This window comes from Idiomarina solivarensis (assembly GCF_033052755.1).
Taxonomy (GTDB): domain Bacteria; phylum Pseudomonadota; class Gammaproteobacteria; order Enterobacterales; family Alteromonadaceae; genus Idiomarina.
On the sequence record NZ_JAVFHZ010000005.1, the window covers coordinates 121,718 to 137,828 of the forward strand.

Here is a 16,111-nt window from a genome sequence, read left to right on the forward strand (position 1 = left end):
CTTTTATACCTTCAATTCAAATGTGACCGGACCGTCATTGATCAGCTCGACTTGCATATCCGCGGCAAAGCGCCCAGTTTTAACGGCAATGCCCTGTGCCGCTACTTTTTCGCAAAAAATCTTGTACAAGTGCAGAGCTTGATCGGGCGTTGCAGCTGAGGAAAAGCTGGGGCGGCGACCTTTTCGGGTATCGGCGGCCAGGGTGAATTGAGAGACCACCAATATCTCACCCTGTTGGTCAATGACACTGTTGTTCATTTTGTCTTCTGAGTCACTAAAAACACGGTAATTGACAATACGGCGGGCTAACTTTTCGGCACTGGCCTCGTCGTCTTTATGTTCAACACCTAACAAAACCAATAACCCAGGCCCAATAGAGCCGACAAGCTCATCAGCCACGGTGACTTTGGCACGGCTAACGCGCTGAATCAGTCCAATCATGATAACTACCCTTCAAACACAGAATCGCTATGGTCGGTGAAAAAGCGAAGCAGGTCAATCAGACTTCGGCTCAGGCTGCCGTAATTGATACTCCTCCAGGCTAACGGTTAACACGGCACCAATAAGGACAATTAGCCAGGAAAGGTAAATCCAGACAATGAGAATGGGGATAGTAGCCAGCGCGCCGTAAATAGCCTGGTAGGTTGGGAAAAAGGTAATGTACAGAGAAAATAACTGTTTGCTGAGTTCAAATAATACTGCCGCAATAGCCGCACCAAATGCAGCATAGCGGAATTTAACCTGACGGTTAGGCACCAACTGGTACATGAGTACAAAGAACACAAAAGACGTAACAATGGGCACAAACCAAAACAAAAAGCTTTGTACGCCAGACACGTAGGCGTCGGCAAATTGGCTAAGCGAAATTAAATAGGACGTTGCAGCAAGCCCCGATCCTATCAGTACCGGGCCTAAGGTCAGAAGCATCCAGTAAACGGCGAAAGAGACCAGCCAATGCCGGCGGCTGGAGTCTCGCCATATACTATTCAGAGCTTTATCAATGGCCGACATCAGCATAATCGCAACAATAAACAAGAACCCCACGCCAATGGTTGTCATTTTTGAGGCATTGGTCACAAACTCATTGAGGTACTGTTCCAATTGCTCGCCAGAAGTCGGTAGCAAATTAGCGAAAAGTGCCTGCTCCAGGTTTTCTTTAAGCTCGTTAAACATCGGAAAGGCAGAAAATACCGTAAACATAACGACTAACAGCGGCACCAGCGATAGCATACTAACGTAGGTCAGGTGGCCCGCAGTAATATTGGTGTTGTCGCTGTTAAACCTCTGCCCAAAGTACTTTAAAAAGCCTAAGGTGCTATAGAGATATGATTTCCAGTCAAGTTGCTTCATGGTGTTTTGAGCTAATCCAGTTTCGTTAACGTAGGGAAGTAGGAACTATCATGATAGAGAGCAGCGCAAATGGCAATGGTGGTATTAGGAGCAAGTGGCGGTTTAGGTCGGGCGCTCACACTTGAGTTAAGAAGGCAGTTTCCTGATGAACGGATAATTGCGTTATCGCGTCAGCCTGAAACGGGACAGTCTAGTTCTGGTGACATGATTTATTATCAGGTCAAAGATTACGATGAAGATTCACTTCGGGCATGGGTGAACGAGTTTCAAGGCAGTGGAGAAAAGCTGACCGGTGTTGTTTCAGCTATAGGTATACTGCACGATGAGCAGACGTTTCCAGAGAAGAAGCTAGCGGATATTACCGCCGAAAACCTAACTAAACTGTTTTCTGTTAACGCGATAAAACCCTTGTTAGCACTAAAAGCCTTCAGGCCTATTATTGATAAAAAGGCAACTAAGTTTTGGGTGCAGCTGTCAGCAAAAGTTGGCAGTATTGAAGAGAACTATTTAGGTGGCTGGTACGCTTACCGCTCGAGTAAAGCGGCATTAAACATGCTGCTGAAAACCGCTTCGATAGAGTTAAGAAGGACACATAAAAATTTGGTTGTTGCGGCAATACATCCCGGAACCACCGACACTGCGTTGTCTGAACCTTTTCAGGGGCGCATTGCGGCCAATAAACTGTATTCGCCGGAACAGTCTGCAGAGCGAATAATAGCGGTAATAAAAAGCCTGAAACCGGAACAATCCGGCGGTTTCTGGCACTGGGATGGTACCCCTTTACCTTACTGATTTAGTTTGCTTTTCAGAAAAGAATGTCTCTTAATTGGTTAACAGACTCAATGGAGTGCAAGGAGAATACGATGTTATATATTTTAGCGATTTTACTCCCGCCTATCGCAATTTTATTTACCGGTAAGATATTTCAGGCGCTATTCAATGTGGTGATTGCTGTTATTGGTGTGGTGTTGTTTGTTTTTTCGTTGGGCGCCTTAGGCGCGATTTATTTAATTGCCATTATTCATGCCATTATTGCCGTGCATGACTACCGCCAGACCAAACGTGATGAACGTTTGATTAAAGCGGCGCGAGGTGACAAATGAAACAGTGGACACTGCCTTTGGTTGCGGTGCTTATGTTGTCAGCTTGTCAGAGTGCGTACTATGGCACCATGGAGAAGTTTGGCATAGAAAAGCGCGATATTTTAGTGGATAGAGTCGATGAAGCACGAGACTCACAAACCGAGGCACAAAAGGAGTTTCGCTCCGCTTTAGAGCGGCTTGATGCTATGTTGAACATTGACGGCGGCAACCTGGAAGAGCAGTACAACGCTTTGCGGGACGATTATGAAGACAGCAAAGCTGCAGCCGAAGAAGTTCGTAGTCGTATTGATGAAGTTGATGAGGTGGCTAATGATCTCTTCGATGAATGGAGCGAAGAGCTGGGTCAATACAGCAATGACAGGATGCGTCGCCAAAGTGAACAACAACTGCGTGAAACCGAGCGCCGCTACGCAGAGTTATTAAGGGTGATGGAGCGCGCTGCAGATAAGATGCAGCCGGTTCTGGAGAAAATGCAGGATAACGTGCTTTACCTGAAACATAACCTGAACGCCAAAGCAATTGATGCCATTCGTGTTGAGTTTAGTAATCTACAAAGGGAAATTTCCGTACTAATTAAAGACATGGAAGCGGCAGTAAATGAATCGAACCGCTTTATTAACGCAATGCAAGATCCTCAATCTTAATGTTCAGGAGACACTATGACCGTTTTAATTATTGGTGGCAGCCGTCGTAAAGAGTCGTTTAACACCAAGCTCAAACATCGCTTGACCGAAGTTGCGGACAAGCACGGCATTCGCCATGACTTAATTGACGCTGACGCATTGGATGCGCCAATTTACCATGGCGATCTGGAAGCCGCAGATGGTGTGCCTGAGTCAATGCAAAAATTGGGTGAAAAAATAAAATCCGCATCAAAAGTAGTGTTGGTCAGCCCAGAGTATAATTCATCGGTTTCGCCGTTAATAAAAAATGCCATCGATTGGGTATCGCGGTTGGATAATCAAGCCTGGGTCGGTAAAACCGTGCTATTGGCGGCCGCTTCTCCCGGTGGTTTGGGAGGATTGCGTGCAGTAAGTCATTTACGCGATATACTGGCTAATGTTCAGGCATGGACAGCGCCATTATGCGCAAGTTGTCCTAACGCCAGCGATGAAGCCATTGCGGCAATGGATGAAAACTTTTTAAAACAATTTTTAGAACAGGGAGAGGCTAGTTAGTGATTGACTGGCAAATTGTTCAGGAGCTGGGACCCTATTCCTGGGAAGGGATAGGCTCGGCGCTTTTGTGTGGCGCTATCGTGGGATTAGAGCGACAAGTTCGAGGGAAGCCTGTTGGAATAAGAACCGCGGCCCTGATTATTCTGGGCACTTATTTATTTTTAGTTGGCGGCTCTTCAGCTGTCGGTGAGGGCGGCGACCCCTCCCGGGTTATCGGGCAAATTATTACCGGTATTGGTTTCCTCGGTGCTGGCGTTATGCTGGCGCGAGATGGCGTGGTGGTTGGCGTAACGTCAGCTGCGACAATCTGGGCTTTGGCCGCCATAGGTATCGCGGTTGGTCTGGGTATGTACGGTGTTGGTATTGTGCTGTCGCTGGTTATTGTCGGTGTCTTGCTTGGTGTCGACTTACTCGAAGACACGTTCCAGTCGCTGACCCGCGGAGTCCACCGAAAATACAGTGGCTGGCGCCGTCGCCGGGGCGACAGTAATGAACCTTAGCGTGTTAAGCCATTGATGTAGCTCTCGATGGCTTGGTTACCGTATTCAACCAGAGGAAAATAATCAGGGGCCAATAGCCAGTTGTAAATAAAGCCATCGACTAAAGAAAATAGGCCAATAACTGCTATGCGGGGGTTAACAGAGGGAGACAGCTTCCCCTTTTCAATGGCGGACTCAAATAATTTTTCCACTTCACAAATGCACTCGTTGCGACCACTGACATGACGCAGTTTAATGGGGTTCACTTCGTCAATGTACTCGCATTTATGCAGGAGAATACTGGCAATTGATCTGACTTGTGGCTCGTTTTGAACACGCGCGAGAAACTCTTTAGAGCGTGCTTTTATTTCTTCTAACGGGTCGAACTCTAGGCTTTCAGCGATTTGCTCCCGCATTTCATCAATAGGCAGGCTAATTCTTCCCATCAACGACTCGATCAGGTCCATTTTATTATCGAAATGATGGTAAATAGCACCACGGGTGACGCCAGCTTTTTCTGCCACCTGCATCATAGACGTTTGAGTTACACCATTTTCGCTGAATAAAGCTTCGGCAGCATCCAGCAATTTAGCGCGGGTCTCCATTGCGTCTTCTTTTGTGCGTCGAACCATTTCGAGCTCCTATTTCTTAGTATTCGTTCATTATTATAACGGCTTTTTTATAATCATGCACTTATGTATGTATATTCTAATACAAGGTTTTTGCTACAAATAGCCGAAAGCGGTTGTGGAATACGATTTCCGCCCTAATAATAAAGGTATACATTTAGTAAAAACGCTGAGGTGTGTGATGAAGAACGAACTCGATAACAAACTGATGTTGGACGCTTATGAGAAAATCCACACGCATGGTGAAGCCCGTCAGGGGCGGCACTATTTGGATGGGATAGAAGCTTATACTGACCATGACGGCTACACCGTTTTTCTGGAAGGGTTTGGCGTGAAGCTGACGTTGCAATTTCACAATTCTTATCATCTGAATTATGACAATGAAAGACAGTTTGATCAGTTTATGCGTGCCTTAAAAAACATCAGTAAAGGCTATGAAACGCCGGGATTAGAGAGAGGATGAGCGAGCATAAAGCCTATACGGTAGCGGAAGAAGTCGCGCACGCACTAACCCATGGCGTTGGTGCGGTGTTAAGCGTGGTTGCGCTGGTGGTCATGCTGATTTGGACGACGGATTATGGCAATGTCTGGCATGTGGTCGCAGCCAGTATTTACGGGGCTAGTCTCATTCTGCTTTATACTGCATCGACGCTTTATCATGCGTTTCCCTGGCCAAGAATCAAAGCCGTTTTTCAACAATTCGATCATGCCGCTATCTACGTGTTGATCGCGGGTACTTATACCCCTTTTGCTTTGATCAATTTGAACGGGGTTTGGGGCTGGACGTTACTGGGTGTTGCCTGGGGCATTGCGTTATTAGGTGTAATTCTTGAGCTGGGGATTAAAAAACGGATAAAATGGCTGTCTCTGAGTTTATACTTGGGTATGGGCTGGATGGCGCTTATCGCAATTAAGCCAATGATTGATAACGTTGATGCCGGAGGTTTAATGTTATTGGTTGCGGGCGGCCTGGCATACACCTTCGGCGTCATTTTTTATGTTTGGAAGTCACTGCCCTATCACCACGCCATATGGCACTTGTTTGTGTTGGCCGGAAGCGTGTTTCACTTCTTCTCTATTTTCTATTTTGTTTTACCGCAGCCGGATTTAATAACGTTAAGATAGAAACTCTTTGAATATCATATAAAAAAAGCCCGCTAACATCAGTTAGCGGGCTTTTTCAGTTTTAGCTTAGAAATGTCTTAACCGTTTTTCGGCTCACGGCCTAAGCGCTTACGATCGTTTTCTGTTAGAGCACGTTTACGGATACGAATGGATTGTGGTGTTACTTCAACCAGCTCGTCATCGTTGATGAATTCCAGTGCTTGTTCCAGAGTTAAACGTATTGGCGTACTCAGCGTTTGTGCTTCATCAGTACCAGAGGCACGAACGTTAGTCAGCTGCTTACCCTTCAGACAGTTTACTGTCAGGTCGTTTGAACGGTTATGAATACCAATGATCTGGCCTTCATAAACTTCATCACCGTGCGATGCAAATAACTTACCGCGCTCTTGCAGGTTAAATAACGAGTAGGTTAGAGCTTTACCTTGGGCATTTGAGATCAGTACACCGTTACTACGCTGACCGATGGTGCCGCCTTTGTGCGGACCGTAATGGTCAAAAGTGTGGTACATCAGGCCAGTACCTGAAGTCAGTGTCATGAATTCTGTCTGGAAGCCAATCAAACCACGGCTTGGTACTTCAAAGTCAACGCGAACGCGACCCTTACCGTCTGGTGTCATGTTGGTCATTTCGGCTTTACGCAAGCCTAATTTTTCCATCACGGCGCCCTGATGCTGCTCTTCAATATCAACCGTCATGGTTTCATAAGGTTCCATTTTCTTACCATCTTCGTACTTGATGATAACTTCCGGACGAGAAACGGCTAATTCAAAACCTTCACGACGCATGTTTTCGATAAGAACACCTAAGTGAAGCTCACCACGGCCAGATACACGGAAACGATCCGGGTTGTCAGTTTCTTCAACGCGCAATGCCACGTTGTGAACCAGTTCTTGCTGTAAACGCTCAAGAATTTGACGAGAGGTAACAAACTTACCTTCTTTACCCGCGAACGGAGAAGTATTGACCTGGAAGGTCATGGTTACAGTCGGTTCGTCAACTGTCAGAGGCTTCATCGCTTCTGCTTTACCAACCGCACAAACGGTATCGGAGATTTTTAATTCGCCCAGCCCTGTAATGGCGCAGATGTCGCCCGCTGCTGCTTTGTCGGCTTCAATACGATCGAGCCCTAAGTAACTAAAGACTTTACCAATTTTGCCGTTGCGCTCTTTGCCGTCAGCGCCAACAATGGTCACTGGCTGGTTAACTTTAACGCTACCACGGGTGACACGGCCAATACCGATAACGCCTAAATAGCTGGAGTAATCAAGCTGTGATACCTGCATCTGCAAGTCGCTTTCAGGGTCAGCATCAGGATGGCTTACTTTGTTAACGATGGTTTCGAACAATGGCGTCATATCGCCATCTTGTTCATCGATATCCAATGAAGCCCAGCCGTTAAGCGCTGATGCATAAACTACCGGGAAGTCCAGCTGCTCGTCTGTAGCGCCGAGATTGTCAAACAAGTCGAAGACCTGATCCATAACCCAGTCTGGGCGAGCACCAGGACGGTCAACTTTGTTGATAACCAAGATTGGGTTAAGACCGTGAGAGAAGGCTTTCTGCGTCACAAATCGAGTTTGAGGCATAGGGCCGTCAACGGCGTCAACCACTAACAATACGGAGTCTGCCATAGAAAGTACGCGTTCAACTTCACCACCGAAATCGGCGTGCCCCGGCGTGTCCAAAATGTTAATGCGGTAATCCTGCCAGTTAACCGCTGTGTTTTTGGCAAGAATGGTAATACCACGCTCTTTCTCAAGATCGTTGGAATCCATAATACGCTCTTCGAGCTCGCCACGGCTTTCTAAGGTGCCCGATTGTTGCAACAACTTGTCGACTAGGGTGGTTTTACCATGGTCAACGTGCGCGATGATGGCGATGTTGCGAAGTTTTTCTATATCAAATACCTGAATTGTCATTAAGAACTGCCTGTAGTTGTCCGGGAGTGAAACCCGTCCAAGGGGTTTTATGAAAAATAGCGGCGTATTCTACCTGTTTGCGTCTGATTAAGAAAGGCCTGATTGTTTTTTGTTCGTTCTATTCTGTATTTTATCATTCTCACAAGTTTGACATTTACAATGAAGCTGCACCAATTCTGTGCATTATGCGCTATACTGGTGCATACTAATTTTTAAAATCGGTTGTTAATTCAGCTAAGTGACTGAATACCAATGTTAAATTCAGTTGGCACAAGCTTTGCTATACTTAGGCTGTATTTTTAGACGCTGTCTACGGAGGACAACATGTCAGCTAATAAGATTTTCGATACCATCAAAGAACACGACGTAAAATTCGTCGATTTACGCTTTACCGACACGAAAGGTAAAGAACAACACGTCACTATTCCGGTGTCGCAAATCGATGAAGACTTCTTTGAAGAAGGCAAAATGTTCGATGGGTCATCTATTTCCGGTTGGAAAGGGATCAACGAATCAGACATGGTACTAATGCCGGACAATGAGTCCGCCGTTCTGGATCCGTTCACCGATGAAATCACCCTGAATGTTCGCTGTGACATTCTTGAGCCTGAAACCATGCAAGGTTACAGTCGGGATCCTCGTTCTATTGCTAAACGTGCAGAAGACTTCCTGCGTTCATCGGGTATTGCCGACGACGCCTACTTTGGTCCTGAACCTGAATTTTTCCTGTTCAATGACGTACGTTTCCACACGGATATGAGTGGGTCGTTCTACAAAATTGACGCAGAAGAAGCGAAGTGGAACTCTGGCCGTGAATACTCAGAAGGTAATCTGGCTCACCGTCCCGGCGTTAAAGGTGGCTACTTCCCGGTGCCTCCGGTTGATTCTGCGCATGACATTCGCGGCACTATGAGCCTGGTTATGGAAGATATGGGCATGGTCGTTGAAGCACACCACCACGAAGTGGCAACCGCTGGGCAGAATGAAGTGGCAACTCGCTTTAATAGCCTGACGAAAAAAGCCGATGAGATGCAAGTGTACAAGTATGTTGTGCATAATGTGGCGCAATCTTATGGCATGACAGCAACCTTTATGCCTAAACCGCTGGTTGGCGATAACGGTTCTGGTATGCATGTACATATGTCGTTGGCTAAAGGTGGCGAGAACTTATTTGCTGGTGACCAGTATGCAGGTCTGAGTGAAACGGCACTGTATTACATCGGTGGTATCATCAAGCACGCGCGTGCTATTAACGCTTTCGCTAACGCTTCGACCAACTCCTACAAACGTCTGGTTCCGGGCTTTGAAGCACCCGTCATGCTGGCTTATTCTGCTCGTAACCGTTCGGCGTCTATTCGTATTCCGTTGGTTTCCAGTGCGAAAGGTCGTCGTATTGAAGTTCGCTTCCCTGACCCCAGTGCGAACCCTTACTTAGCCTTCTCTGCACTGTTAATGGCAGGCCTTGACGGTATTCGTAACAAGATCCACCCGGGCGATGCAATGGACAAAGATTTATACAATCTGCCTCCTGAAGAAGCGAAAGACATTCCAACCGTGTGTCACTCACTAGAGATGGCTCTGGATGCGTTGGATAAAGATCGCGACTTCCTGAAGCAAGGTGGCGTTATGGACGACGACATGATCGATGCCTACATTGCTCTGAAATATAACGAAGTAGAGACATTGAAGAAGACTACCCATCCGGTAGAGTTCGATATGTACTACAGCGTTTAATGGTTATTCGCCGGGTAAGGTCGTATCCCTTGCCCGGCTGCACCATTTTGGTGCGTAACTGTTCCTGCCTTCGTGAACGATAACGTATTACTTAATCAATTACTCACAGGCATACTCATTCTTGATGAGCGCCTGACCATTCGTTACGTCAATTCGGCCGCTGAATCACTGCTTGACCACAGTGCAAAGCGACTGGTTGGTGAGCCTTTTACTGCGGCATTTTATCAGTGTTCACTGGCGTCAGAGACCTTAATGGAGTGTCTAAATAGTGAACAGACTGTACTCAATGCTGAGCTCCAGTTTGCCTTGCATTCAGGCCATGACATTCGCGTGGAAACCAGTATTCAAACGGTAGAACAGTCGTTTGGTAAAGCGCTGCTGCTTGAGTTAAAACAAGTTGATCAGCTGCGCCGGATTAATCGGGAAGATCAGCAACGTAATCAGCTATTTGCAACACAGCATTTATTACGCGGCATGGCCCATGAAATTAAAAACCCCCTGGGTGGCTTACGTGGTGCAGCACAACTATTGGCGCGACAGTTACCGGATGAGCGCTTAACGGAATACACGGATCTGATCATCAGCCAGTCTGATCGTTTACGGTATTTAGTTGACCGTTTGTTAGGACCGACGAAACGGGGCGAGTCGCGAGAAACCAATATCCATGAGGTATTGGAGCGGGTCGTAAGAACCTTAGCTTACGAATACGGTGATTCGTTAAAATTGATTCGGGATTATGATCCCTCTCTACCTGACATTCAGGTGGTGGCAGAGGCGTGCGAACAGGTGTTTTTGAATATTGCTCAGAACGCCGCTCAGGCAATGTCAGGAGTCGGCACTATCGTCATAAAGACACGAGTTGAACATCAGTTAACTTTATTTGGTCAGCGTTACCGGCAATGTGCGGTCGTGACTCTTACAGACAACGGGCCTGGTATACCGGCAGAATTACGCGATACGTTGTTTTACCCGTTAATCAGTGGCCGCGCTGACGGAACGGGCCTGGGCTTGTCACTGGCGCAAAATTTAGTGCATCAGCATAAAGGTAAAATTGATTTTGATTCCCGACGGGGGGAGACCCGTTTTTCTGTGTATCTGCCGTATCTTTCTGCAGAAAATGGTAGAGGGGTGAAGGATGAGCACTAGTGCGCAATTATGGATTATTGATGACGACGATTCGATTCGTTGGGTATTGGAGAAAGCCTTCGCCGATAGCCGTTACCATGTGCGTAGCTTTGCTAATAGTGAAGACTTTTTTGACGCGCTTAAGCACAACCTACCCACGGTGGTGCTGACGGACATCCGTATGCCGGGTGAAAATGGGTTAGCGGTACTGGACAAATTGCGTAAGGCTCAACCGCAGCTGCCGGTGGTGGTTATGACGGCGCATTCCGATTTAGAAACGACGGTAAAAGCGTTTCAGGGCGGTGCTTTTGAGTATTTGGCAAAACCTTTTGATATCGATGAGGCAATTACGGCTGTCGACAGAGCCCTACAGCACGCAAAGCAAGGTGCCTCCTTGCCATCTGAAAGTGAAGACAATTCGGTACCCGAGCTTATCGGCGAGGCGGCTCCCATGCAGGATGTTTTTCGTGCTATTGGCCGGCTGTCTGGTTCAAGTGTGAGTGTCTTGCTAACCGGCGAAACCGGCACAGGTAAAGAGGTCGTTGCGCGGGCTTTGCATAAACACAGCCCGCGTGCGGATAAACCCTTTATTGCTCTTAACATGGCGGCAATTCCGGCTGATTTGATCGAATCTGAATTGTTTGGACATGAGCGAGGCGCATTTACCGGAGCCGATCGGAAACGTGTCGGACGCTTTCAGCAGGCTGACGGAGGTACCCTATTTTTAGATGAAATTGGTGATATGCCGTTGCCTGTTCAAACTCGATTGTTACGAGTTCTGGCCGAAGGCCAGTTTTATCCGGTGGGCGCTCACCAGCCTATTACCGTTGATGTGCGCGTTATCGCCGCCACCCATCGGGAACTTGAGCAATTAGTGAATGAAGGTAAATTCCGGGACGATCTTTATCATCGCTTAAATGTTATACGGTTGCGTTTACCCCCTCTGCGTGAACGGGTGGAGGATATTGACACCCTGGCGAAGCACTTTTTAAAGAAGTCGGCGGAAGAGTTGAACGTCACACCAAAAGTAGTCTTAAATGAAACACTTAGCCAGTTAAAAAACTACACGTGGCCGGGTAATGTGAGGCAGTTAGAAAACACCTGTCGGTGGCTAACCGTTATGGCTCCCGGGCAGCAGATTGGCGTGAATGATTTGCCTGAAGATATCCTGCTACCGGCCGATTCTGGCTCGATAGTCCCGGGCGATGAACGAACATGGCTGCACGACTTAGAAGCTGAGCTGGAACAACAACCGTTAGTATCACAGGATGTTCTTCAACGTTATCAACAGCAGTTGGAAAAAGTGGCGTTGCAGACTGCTTTGAAACGATTCTCAGGGCATAAGCAAAAAGCAGCGGTATGGCTCGGCTGGGGAAGGAATACCTTAACCCGAAAGTTAAAAACTCTGCTAAAGTAAAAGTTATGTAAAGGGGGTCGTATCCATCCCCTGTATTTTGGATCATGGATTTATTTCTCAAGAGAACAATAAGTTATGAGACATTCCGTACTACTCATTGACGATGATACTGAAATGTCAGTTATGCTGACTGAATTGTTTAAGCGTGAATCCGTGGATTTAAGTGTTGCTGAGGATGGCGTCACTGGCCTTGATAAAGCACTTAACGGTGACTACGAACTCATTTTGCTTGACGTGATGCTGCCGGGGATTGACGGTATGCAGTTATTACAACGTCTGCGTCAACAACACCGCGATACCGCTGTGCTCATGTTGACAGCCCGTGGTGACGATGATGACCGGGTTATGGGCCTGGAGCTGGGTGCCGACGACTACCTTCCGAAACCTTTTAATCCACGCGAACTGGTCGCGCGGGTCAGAGCTTTGCTGCGTCGAACCCCTAATACCACAATGCAAAATGAAAGTCTGAATGTTTGCGGTATTGTGTTAGACCCGGCCACAACGGAAGTTAAGTGCGATGAGGCTGAATTGATACTGACCCCCACCGAGTTCGATATTCTGCGTTGTTTAATGCAGCAAGCAGGCCAGATGGTCAGTAAAGATCAACTGTCGGTGGCAGCTCTCGGACGGAAAATGGAACCTTTCGACCGCAGTCTGGATGTTCATATTAGTAATATCCGTAAGAAATTTCCGACCAAACCCGATCGTATTCAAACCATACGAGGACGTGGCTACCGACTGATCGCGAGCTTATGAAGAATCGGCGTACGCGGTGGTATCGATCGCTTGCTCTGAGATTACTGTTTATTTTCTGGGCATTGCTGTCGGTGACTGCGGCCAGCGGTTATCTGCTAGCGGTATGGAATAAGCCCAGAGCAGAGTTAAAGCCGCTGGAGCCGGAAATATATCAAACACTACAGCCCTTACTGAGTGATGCTTTAACCTTTCAATCGTTGCAACCTGGTCGGCTAATTGCCGGCGATTACCGTGTGGCTGCGCAGCTATCGGTACAAGGCAGCGAGAAGCTGCTAATGGATGAGATGTTGCGCGTTAGGCATGGCTCCACACTGTTGCGTATGCTGGGTCAGAGTACCCCTCAACAAATTCCTTTGGACGAACGTTTACTCATGGGGCCGTTTGAGCTGGACGGTAATAAAATCCTGGTTACTAAGCCCTTAGGCATTGAAGAGCAGGTTGATAGGGAACGGCGAGAGCGTGAGTCCACCCGCGCGCGTTTATTAACTCTGCTTGTTGGTAGTGGACTGCTTGCTGTCCTTTTGGGCATTTGGCTTATCCGCCCAATACGACGCATGATTTTAGCGATGCGTGAGGTTGCAGAGGGCAGTGCAAACCCTGAGCTTAAACGCTTACCCAAACGTGGCGATGAAATTGGTGAACTGGCACGCGCCCTCTCTCAGGCCGCTATCGATTTAGCCACTTCCCGCGACGCCCAGCGACGGTTACTCAGCGATGTCTCGCATGAGCTACGTTCACCTATGGCTCGTATGCAGGTGGCGCTGGACTTAACAGAAACCGATGAAAATGATCCTAATTGGCAGCAGCTACGCCGCGATACCGAGCGCCTGAGCGTTATCATCGAACGCATTCTGTCATTGTCGCGGCTGGAAAATGGTCTGGTGGCGCTTAACCATGAAAGCCTGGATAGCGGGGAGTTGGTGATGCAGCTTATCAACGATATGTGTTACCAAAACCCGGAGGTACGCGAGCGCCTGATACGTATTGAAAGTGATTGGCCTGTCATTGATACGGACCCTGAGTTGCTCAGACTTGTGTTGGAAAATATTGTTCGCAATGCGCTGCACTATACCGAGAATAACGTTGAGCTTTCGTGTGATGAGCAGGGTGATGGATACCGAATTCGTATTCGCGACTACGGTTCCGGTGTTGAGGAAGATACGCTGGAGAAACTGTTTGTTCCATTCTACCGCGGTGATCCTGCCCGTCACCACAAGGCCGGTGTTGGGCTTGGGCTTGCTTTAAGCCACCGTGCAGCGGCGGTTTTGGGCGGGCAGTTAAAGGCGCAGAATCACCCTGAAGGTGGACTGGAAGTCGTGTTAGACTTACCCAAAAGTCAGCCTGAACGAGTAGAATGAACCCGTTACTTGATGTAAAACAAAAGCGACCTGCCGACGATACACCCCAGTGGCCGCATTTTTTTAAAACTGAAATTGAAAGCTTTTGGAAACAAAACGTTGTTTCTAAATACTTTACTGCGTTCGATGGTATTCAACTCCACTTTGCTTATTACCAACACAGCCCCTCAGCACCTTTAGTGGTTATTGCGCCCGGTCGAATAGAGTCGGCTCTTAAATATCAGGAACTGTTCTGGGAGCTCGCGCAGCAAGGCTTTTCTGTTGCAGCGCTTGATCATCGCGGGCAAGGGTTATCCGCACGCTTAACTGAGAACCCTCATCAGGGGCATGTCGACAACTTTAATGATTTTGTCAGGGATTTTGCAGATTTTACCCAGCAGCTAGTGTCTATTTTTGGCGATGTCCCTAAAGTTCTTTTTTCTCATTCGATGGGCGGCACAATTGCCACACTTTATTGCGCGTCATACTCGCATCCTTACAGTAAACTCATACTCTCTGCGCCCATGTTTTCTATAGAAACGGGGAAAGCACCCTATTGGTTGGCTCGTTGGGTTGTCACTGCGGGTGCGTATCTTAATAAGTGGCTGGCAAAACCCTGGTACTTCTTCGGTATGGGAGATTATCAGTCCATACCTTTTGAAGACAATGTGCTGACACACAGTAAGCAGCGCTATAAGGCCTTTCGTAACGCTTATGATAACGTCACCGATGTGCAGTTAGGAGGGCCGACATTTAACTGGCTTTATGAGGCAATTAGTGCCGCAATGAACGCGCAAAAGCTGGTCAACGACATTGCTATTCCAGTCATACTGTTTCAGGCCGGTAGCGATAAGGTCGTTTCTGCGCCCGGACAAAAAAAAGTTGCTGCGGCAGTTAGCCGAAAGCATTTCAGGTTTGAAATCATTGAAGGGGCATATCACGAGTTAATGATGGAAACTGACGCCTTTCGGCAGCCAGTGCTGGACGCTATTATTAAAGAAACTCAATTATTAGTTAAGTCTTGATCGAGCCTTCCACCACCGCGACAATCTCAGGGTCCATATGGACAATGATATCTGCACCGGGAAATGCTTTCATAAGCAATGCCTCGACATCGTCCGCAATGGCATGGGCGCGTAATAGTGATAACTCGTTGGCCAACTCAATGTGCAGTTGAATAAACCTTACCGGGCCGGCTTCTCGCGTACGCAGGCCATGAAACCCTCTAACGCCGGGCACTGACAGCGTTATTTTTCCTATCTGTTCCTGCAGTTCTTCTGAAAGCTCTCTGTCCATTAATGCCTGAAAAGCATTCCAGCCAATGCGAACAGCCCCAATAATTAAATAAAGAGCAATGGCTATGGCAAAGATGCTATCAGCCCAAAGCCAGCCGTAGCTGCTTAGAATTAACGCAACAATAACGGCTACGTTCAGCAGGATGTCTGACTGATAATGAAGGTTGTCTGCCTGCACGGCCTGGGAGTTGGTGTGACGAATAGCCATACGCTGAATTAGAATTAACACAAAGGTAATAACGATGGCGATAGCGGAGACGGTAATACCTAAGCCCACTTTCGGTACACTGCCACCGTGCATAAACTGTTGCACACTATGGAAAATCAGCAGCATGCTGGAGCCGGCAATAAAAGCGCTTTGTGCTAACGCCGCCAAAGACTCTGCTTTGCCGTGACCGAACCGATGTTCTTCGTCAGCGGGTTGCAATGCGTAGCGAATGGCGAAGAAACTGAATATAGACGCGCCACTGTCTAAAATGGAGTCCGTCAACGAAGCCAACATGCTGGCAGACTCGGTTTGAAACCACGCGAATAGCTTAATGGTAATGAGGGTGACCGCCACGACTACAGAGGCTGCGCTTGCCAGACGCACCCAAAACGCATAATTCTGTTGATAGTTTTTTTGATTTGCCACAGCAGCGATACACATTTCTAAAAAATATTC

The 16,111-nt window shown here is 47.6% G+C and carries 18 protein-coding genes; 13 read left to right on the top strand and 5 right to left on the bottom strand.

What is annotated here, in order from left to right; genetic code table 11:
• Nucleotides 1-3: 3 nt before the first annotated feature.
• Both dtd and RBK99_RS09665 read right to left on the bottom strand, forming a co-directional pair.
• Complete coding sequence (gene dtd / locus RBK99_RS09660) at nt 4-441, bottom strand: D-aminoacyl-tRNA deacylase (protein ID WP_317504396.1); 438 nt, start codon at nt 439-441, stop codon at nt 4-6.
• A 54-nt stretch (nt 442-495) separates the two neighbouring features.
• Nucleotides 496-1,350, bottom strand: a complete 855-nt coding sequence (locus tag RBK99_RS09665; RefSeq protein WP_317504397.1) for a virulence factor BrkB family protein — start codon at nt 1,348-1,350, stop codon at nt 496-498.
• 69 nt (nt 1,351-1,419) lie between these two features.
• Between RBK99_RS09665 and RBK99_RS09670 the strand changes: the two genes are divergently transcribed.
• The 5 genes from RBK99_RS09670 to RBK99_RS09690 all read left to right on the top strand — a co-directional run bounded on the left by RBK99_RS09670 (nt 1,420) and on the right by RBK99_RS09690 (nt 4,131).
• Nucleotides 1,420-2,142 (top strand): SDR family NAD(P)-dependent oxidoreductase, encoded by a 723-nt coding sequence (locus RBK99_RS09670; protein WP_317504398.1) that lies wholly within the window; start codon nt 1,420-1,422, stop codon nt 2,140-2,142.
• Between the two features lie 71 nt (nt 2,143-2,213).
• Nucleotides 2,214-2,453: a YqaE/Pmp3 family membrane protein gene (locus RBK99_RS09675; RefSeq protein ID WP_317504399.1), complete on the top strand. Its 240-nt coding sequence runs from the start codon at nt 2,214-2,216 to the stop codon at nt 2,451-2,453.
• The gene (locus RBK99_RS09680) at nt 2,450-3,097 is read left to right on the top strand and encodes a DUF2959 domain-containing protein (protein WP_317504400.1); all 648 of its coding nucleotides are present in this window, start codon (nt 2,450-2,452) and stop codon (nt 3,095-3,097) included. Before RBK99_RS09675 ends, RBK99_RS09680 begins: the two co-directional genes overlap by 4 nt.
• Nucleotides 3,098-3,112: 15 nt before the next feature.
• Nucleotides 3,113-3,631 carry an NADPH-dependent FMN reductase gene (locus RBK99_RS09685; RefSeq protein WP_317504401.1) on the top strand — a complete coding sequence of 173 codons (519 nt, stop codon included), beginning with the start codon at nt 3,113-3,115 and terminating at the stop codon, nt 3,629-3,631.
• Nucleotides 3,631-4,131 carry an MgtC/SapB family protein gene (locus tag RBK99_RS09690; RefSeq protein ID WP_317504402.1) on the top strand — a complete coding sequence of 167 codons (501 nt, stop codon included), beginning with the start codon at nt 3,631-3,633 and terminating at the stop codon, nt 4,129-4,131. Before RBK99_RS09685 ends, RBK99_RS09690 begins: the two co-directional genes overlap by 1 nt.
• Here RBK99_RS09690 and RBK99_RS09695 read toward each other — a convergent pair.
• Nucleotides 4,128-4,742: a TetR family transcriptional regulator gene (locus RBK99_RS09695; protein ID WP_317504403.1), complete on the bottom strand. Its 615-nt coding sequence runs from the start codon at nt 4,740-4,742 to the stop codon at nt 4,128-4,130. The genes RBK99_RS09690 and RBK99_RS09695 overlap by 4 nt on opposite strands.
• A gap of 178 nt (nt 4,743-4,920) precedes the next feature.
• Here RBK99_RS09695 and RBK99_RS09700 point away from each other — a divergent pair, with 178 nt between their 5' ends.
• Together RBK99_RS09700 and trhA are read left to right on the top strand one after the other, a co-directional pair.
• Nucleotides 4,921-5,202 carry a DUF3081 domain-containing protein gene (locus tag RBK99_RS09700; RefSeq protein WP_317504404.1) on the top strand — a complete coding sequence of 94 codons (282 nt, stop codon included), beginning with the start codon at nt 4,921-4,923 and terminating at the stop codon, nt 5,200-5,202.
• Nucleotides 5,199-5,864, top strand: a complete 666-nt coding sequence (trhA, locus tag RBK99_RS09705) for a PAQR family membrane homeostasis protein TrhA (protein WP_317504405.1) — start codon at nt 5,199-5,201, stop codon at nt 5,862-5,864. Before RBK99_RS09700 ends, trhA begins: the two co-directional genes overlap by 4 nt.
• Before the next feature lie 77 nt (nt 5,865-5,941).
• Here the strand turns inward: trhA and typA are convergent, their stop codons facing one another.
• Complete coding sequence (gene typA / locus RBK99_RS09710; protein ID WP_317504406.1) at nt 5,942-7,783, bottom strand: translational GTPase TypA; 1,842 nt, start codon at nt 7,781-7,783, stop codon at nt 5,942-5,944.
• 324 nt (nt 7,784-8,107) lie between these two features.
• On the opposite strand from typA, the gene glnA reads away from it, so the two are divergent.
• From glnA to RBK99_RS09740, 6 genes are all read left to right on the top strand, one after another.
• Nucleotides 8,108-9,517: a glutamate--ammonia ligase gene (gene glnA, locus RBK99_RS09715; RefSeq protein WP_317504407.1), complete on the top strand. Its 1,410-nt coding sequence runs from the start codon at nt 8,108-8,110 to the stop codon at nt 9,515-9,517.
• A gap of 72 nt (nt 9,518-9,589) precedes the next feature.
• Nucleotides 9,590-10,663, top strand: a complete 1,074-nt coding sequence (gene glnL / locus RBK99_RS09720; RefSeq protein ID WP_317504408.1) for a nitrogen regulation protein NR(II) — start codon at nt 9,590-9,592, stop codon at nt 10,661-10,663.
• A complete protein-coding gene (gene ntrC / locus RBK99_RS09725) occupies nt 10,653-12,059 on the top strand; it encodes a nitrogen regulation protein NR(I) (protein ID WP_317504409.1) in 1,407 nt (468 codons plus the stop codon). The genes glnL and ntrC overlap by 11 nt, the downstream gene beginning before the upstream one ends.
• A gap of 75 nt (nt 12,060-12,134) precedes the next feature.
• Nucleotides 12,135-12,815 (top strand): response regulator transcription factor, encoded by a 681-nt coding sequence (locus tag RBK99_RS09730; RefSeq protein WP_317504410.1) that lies wholly within the window; start codon nt 12,135-12,137, stop codon nt 12,813-12,815.
• Nucleotides 12,812-14,173, top strand: a complete 1,362-nt coding sequence (locus tag RBK99_RS09735) for a HAMP domain-containing sensor histidine kinase (protein ID WP_317504411.1) — start codon at nt 12,812-12,814, stop codon at nt 14,171-14,173. Before RBK99_RS09730 ends, RBK99_RS09735 begins: the two co-directional genes overlap by 4 nt.
• Nucleotides 14,170-15,177 (top strand): alpha/beta hydrolase, encoded by a 1,008-nt coding sequence (locus RBK99_RS09740; RefSeq protein ID WP_317504412.1) that lies wholly within the window; start codon nt 14,170-14,172, stop codon nt 15,175-15,177. The genes RBK99_RS09735 and RBK99_RS09740 overlap by 4 nt, the downstream gene beginning before the upstream one ends.
• Here the strand turns inward: RBK99_RS09740 and fieF are convergent.
• A complete protein-coding gene (fieF, locus tag RBK99_RS09745; protein ID WP_317504571.1) occupies nt 15,167-16,096 on the bottom strand; it encodes a cation efflux pump FieF in 930 nt (309 codons plus the stop codon). The genes RBK99_RS09740 and fieF overlap by 11 nt on opposite strands.
• Nucleotides 16,097-16,111 lie beyond the last annotated feature (15 nt).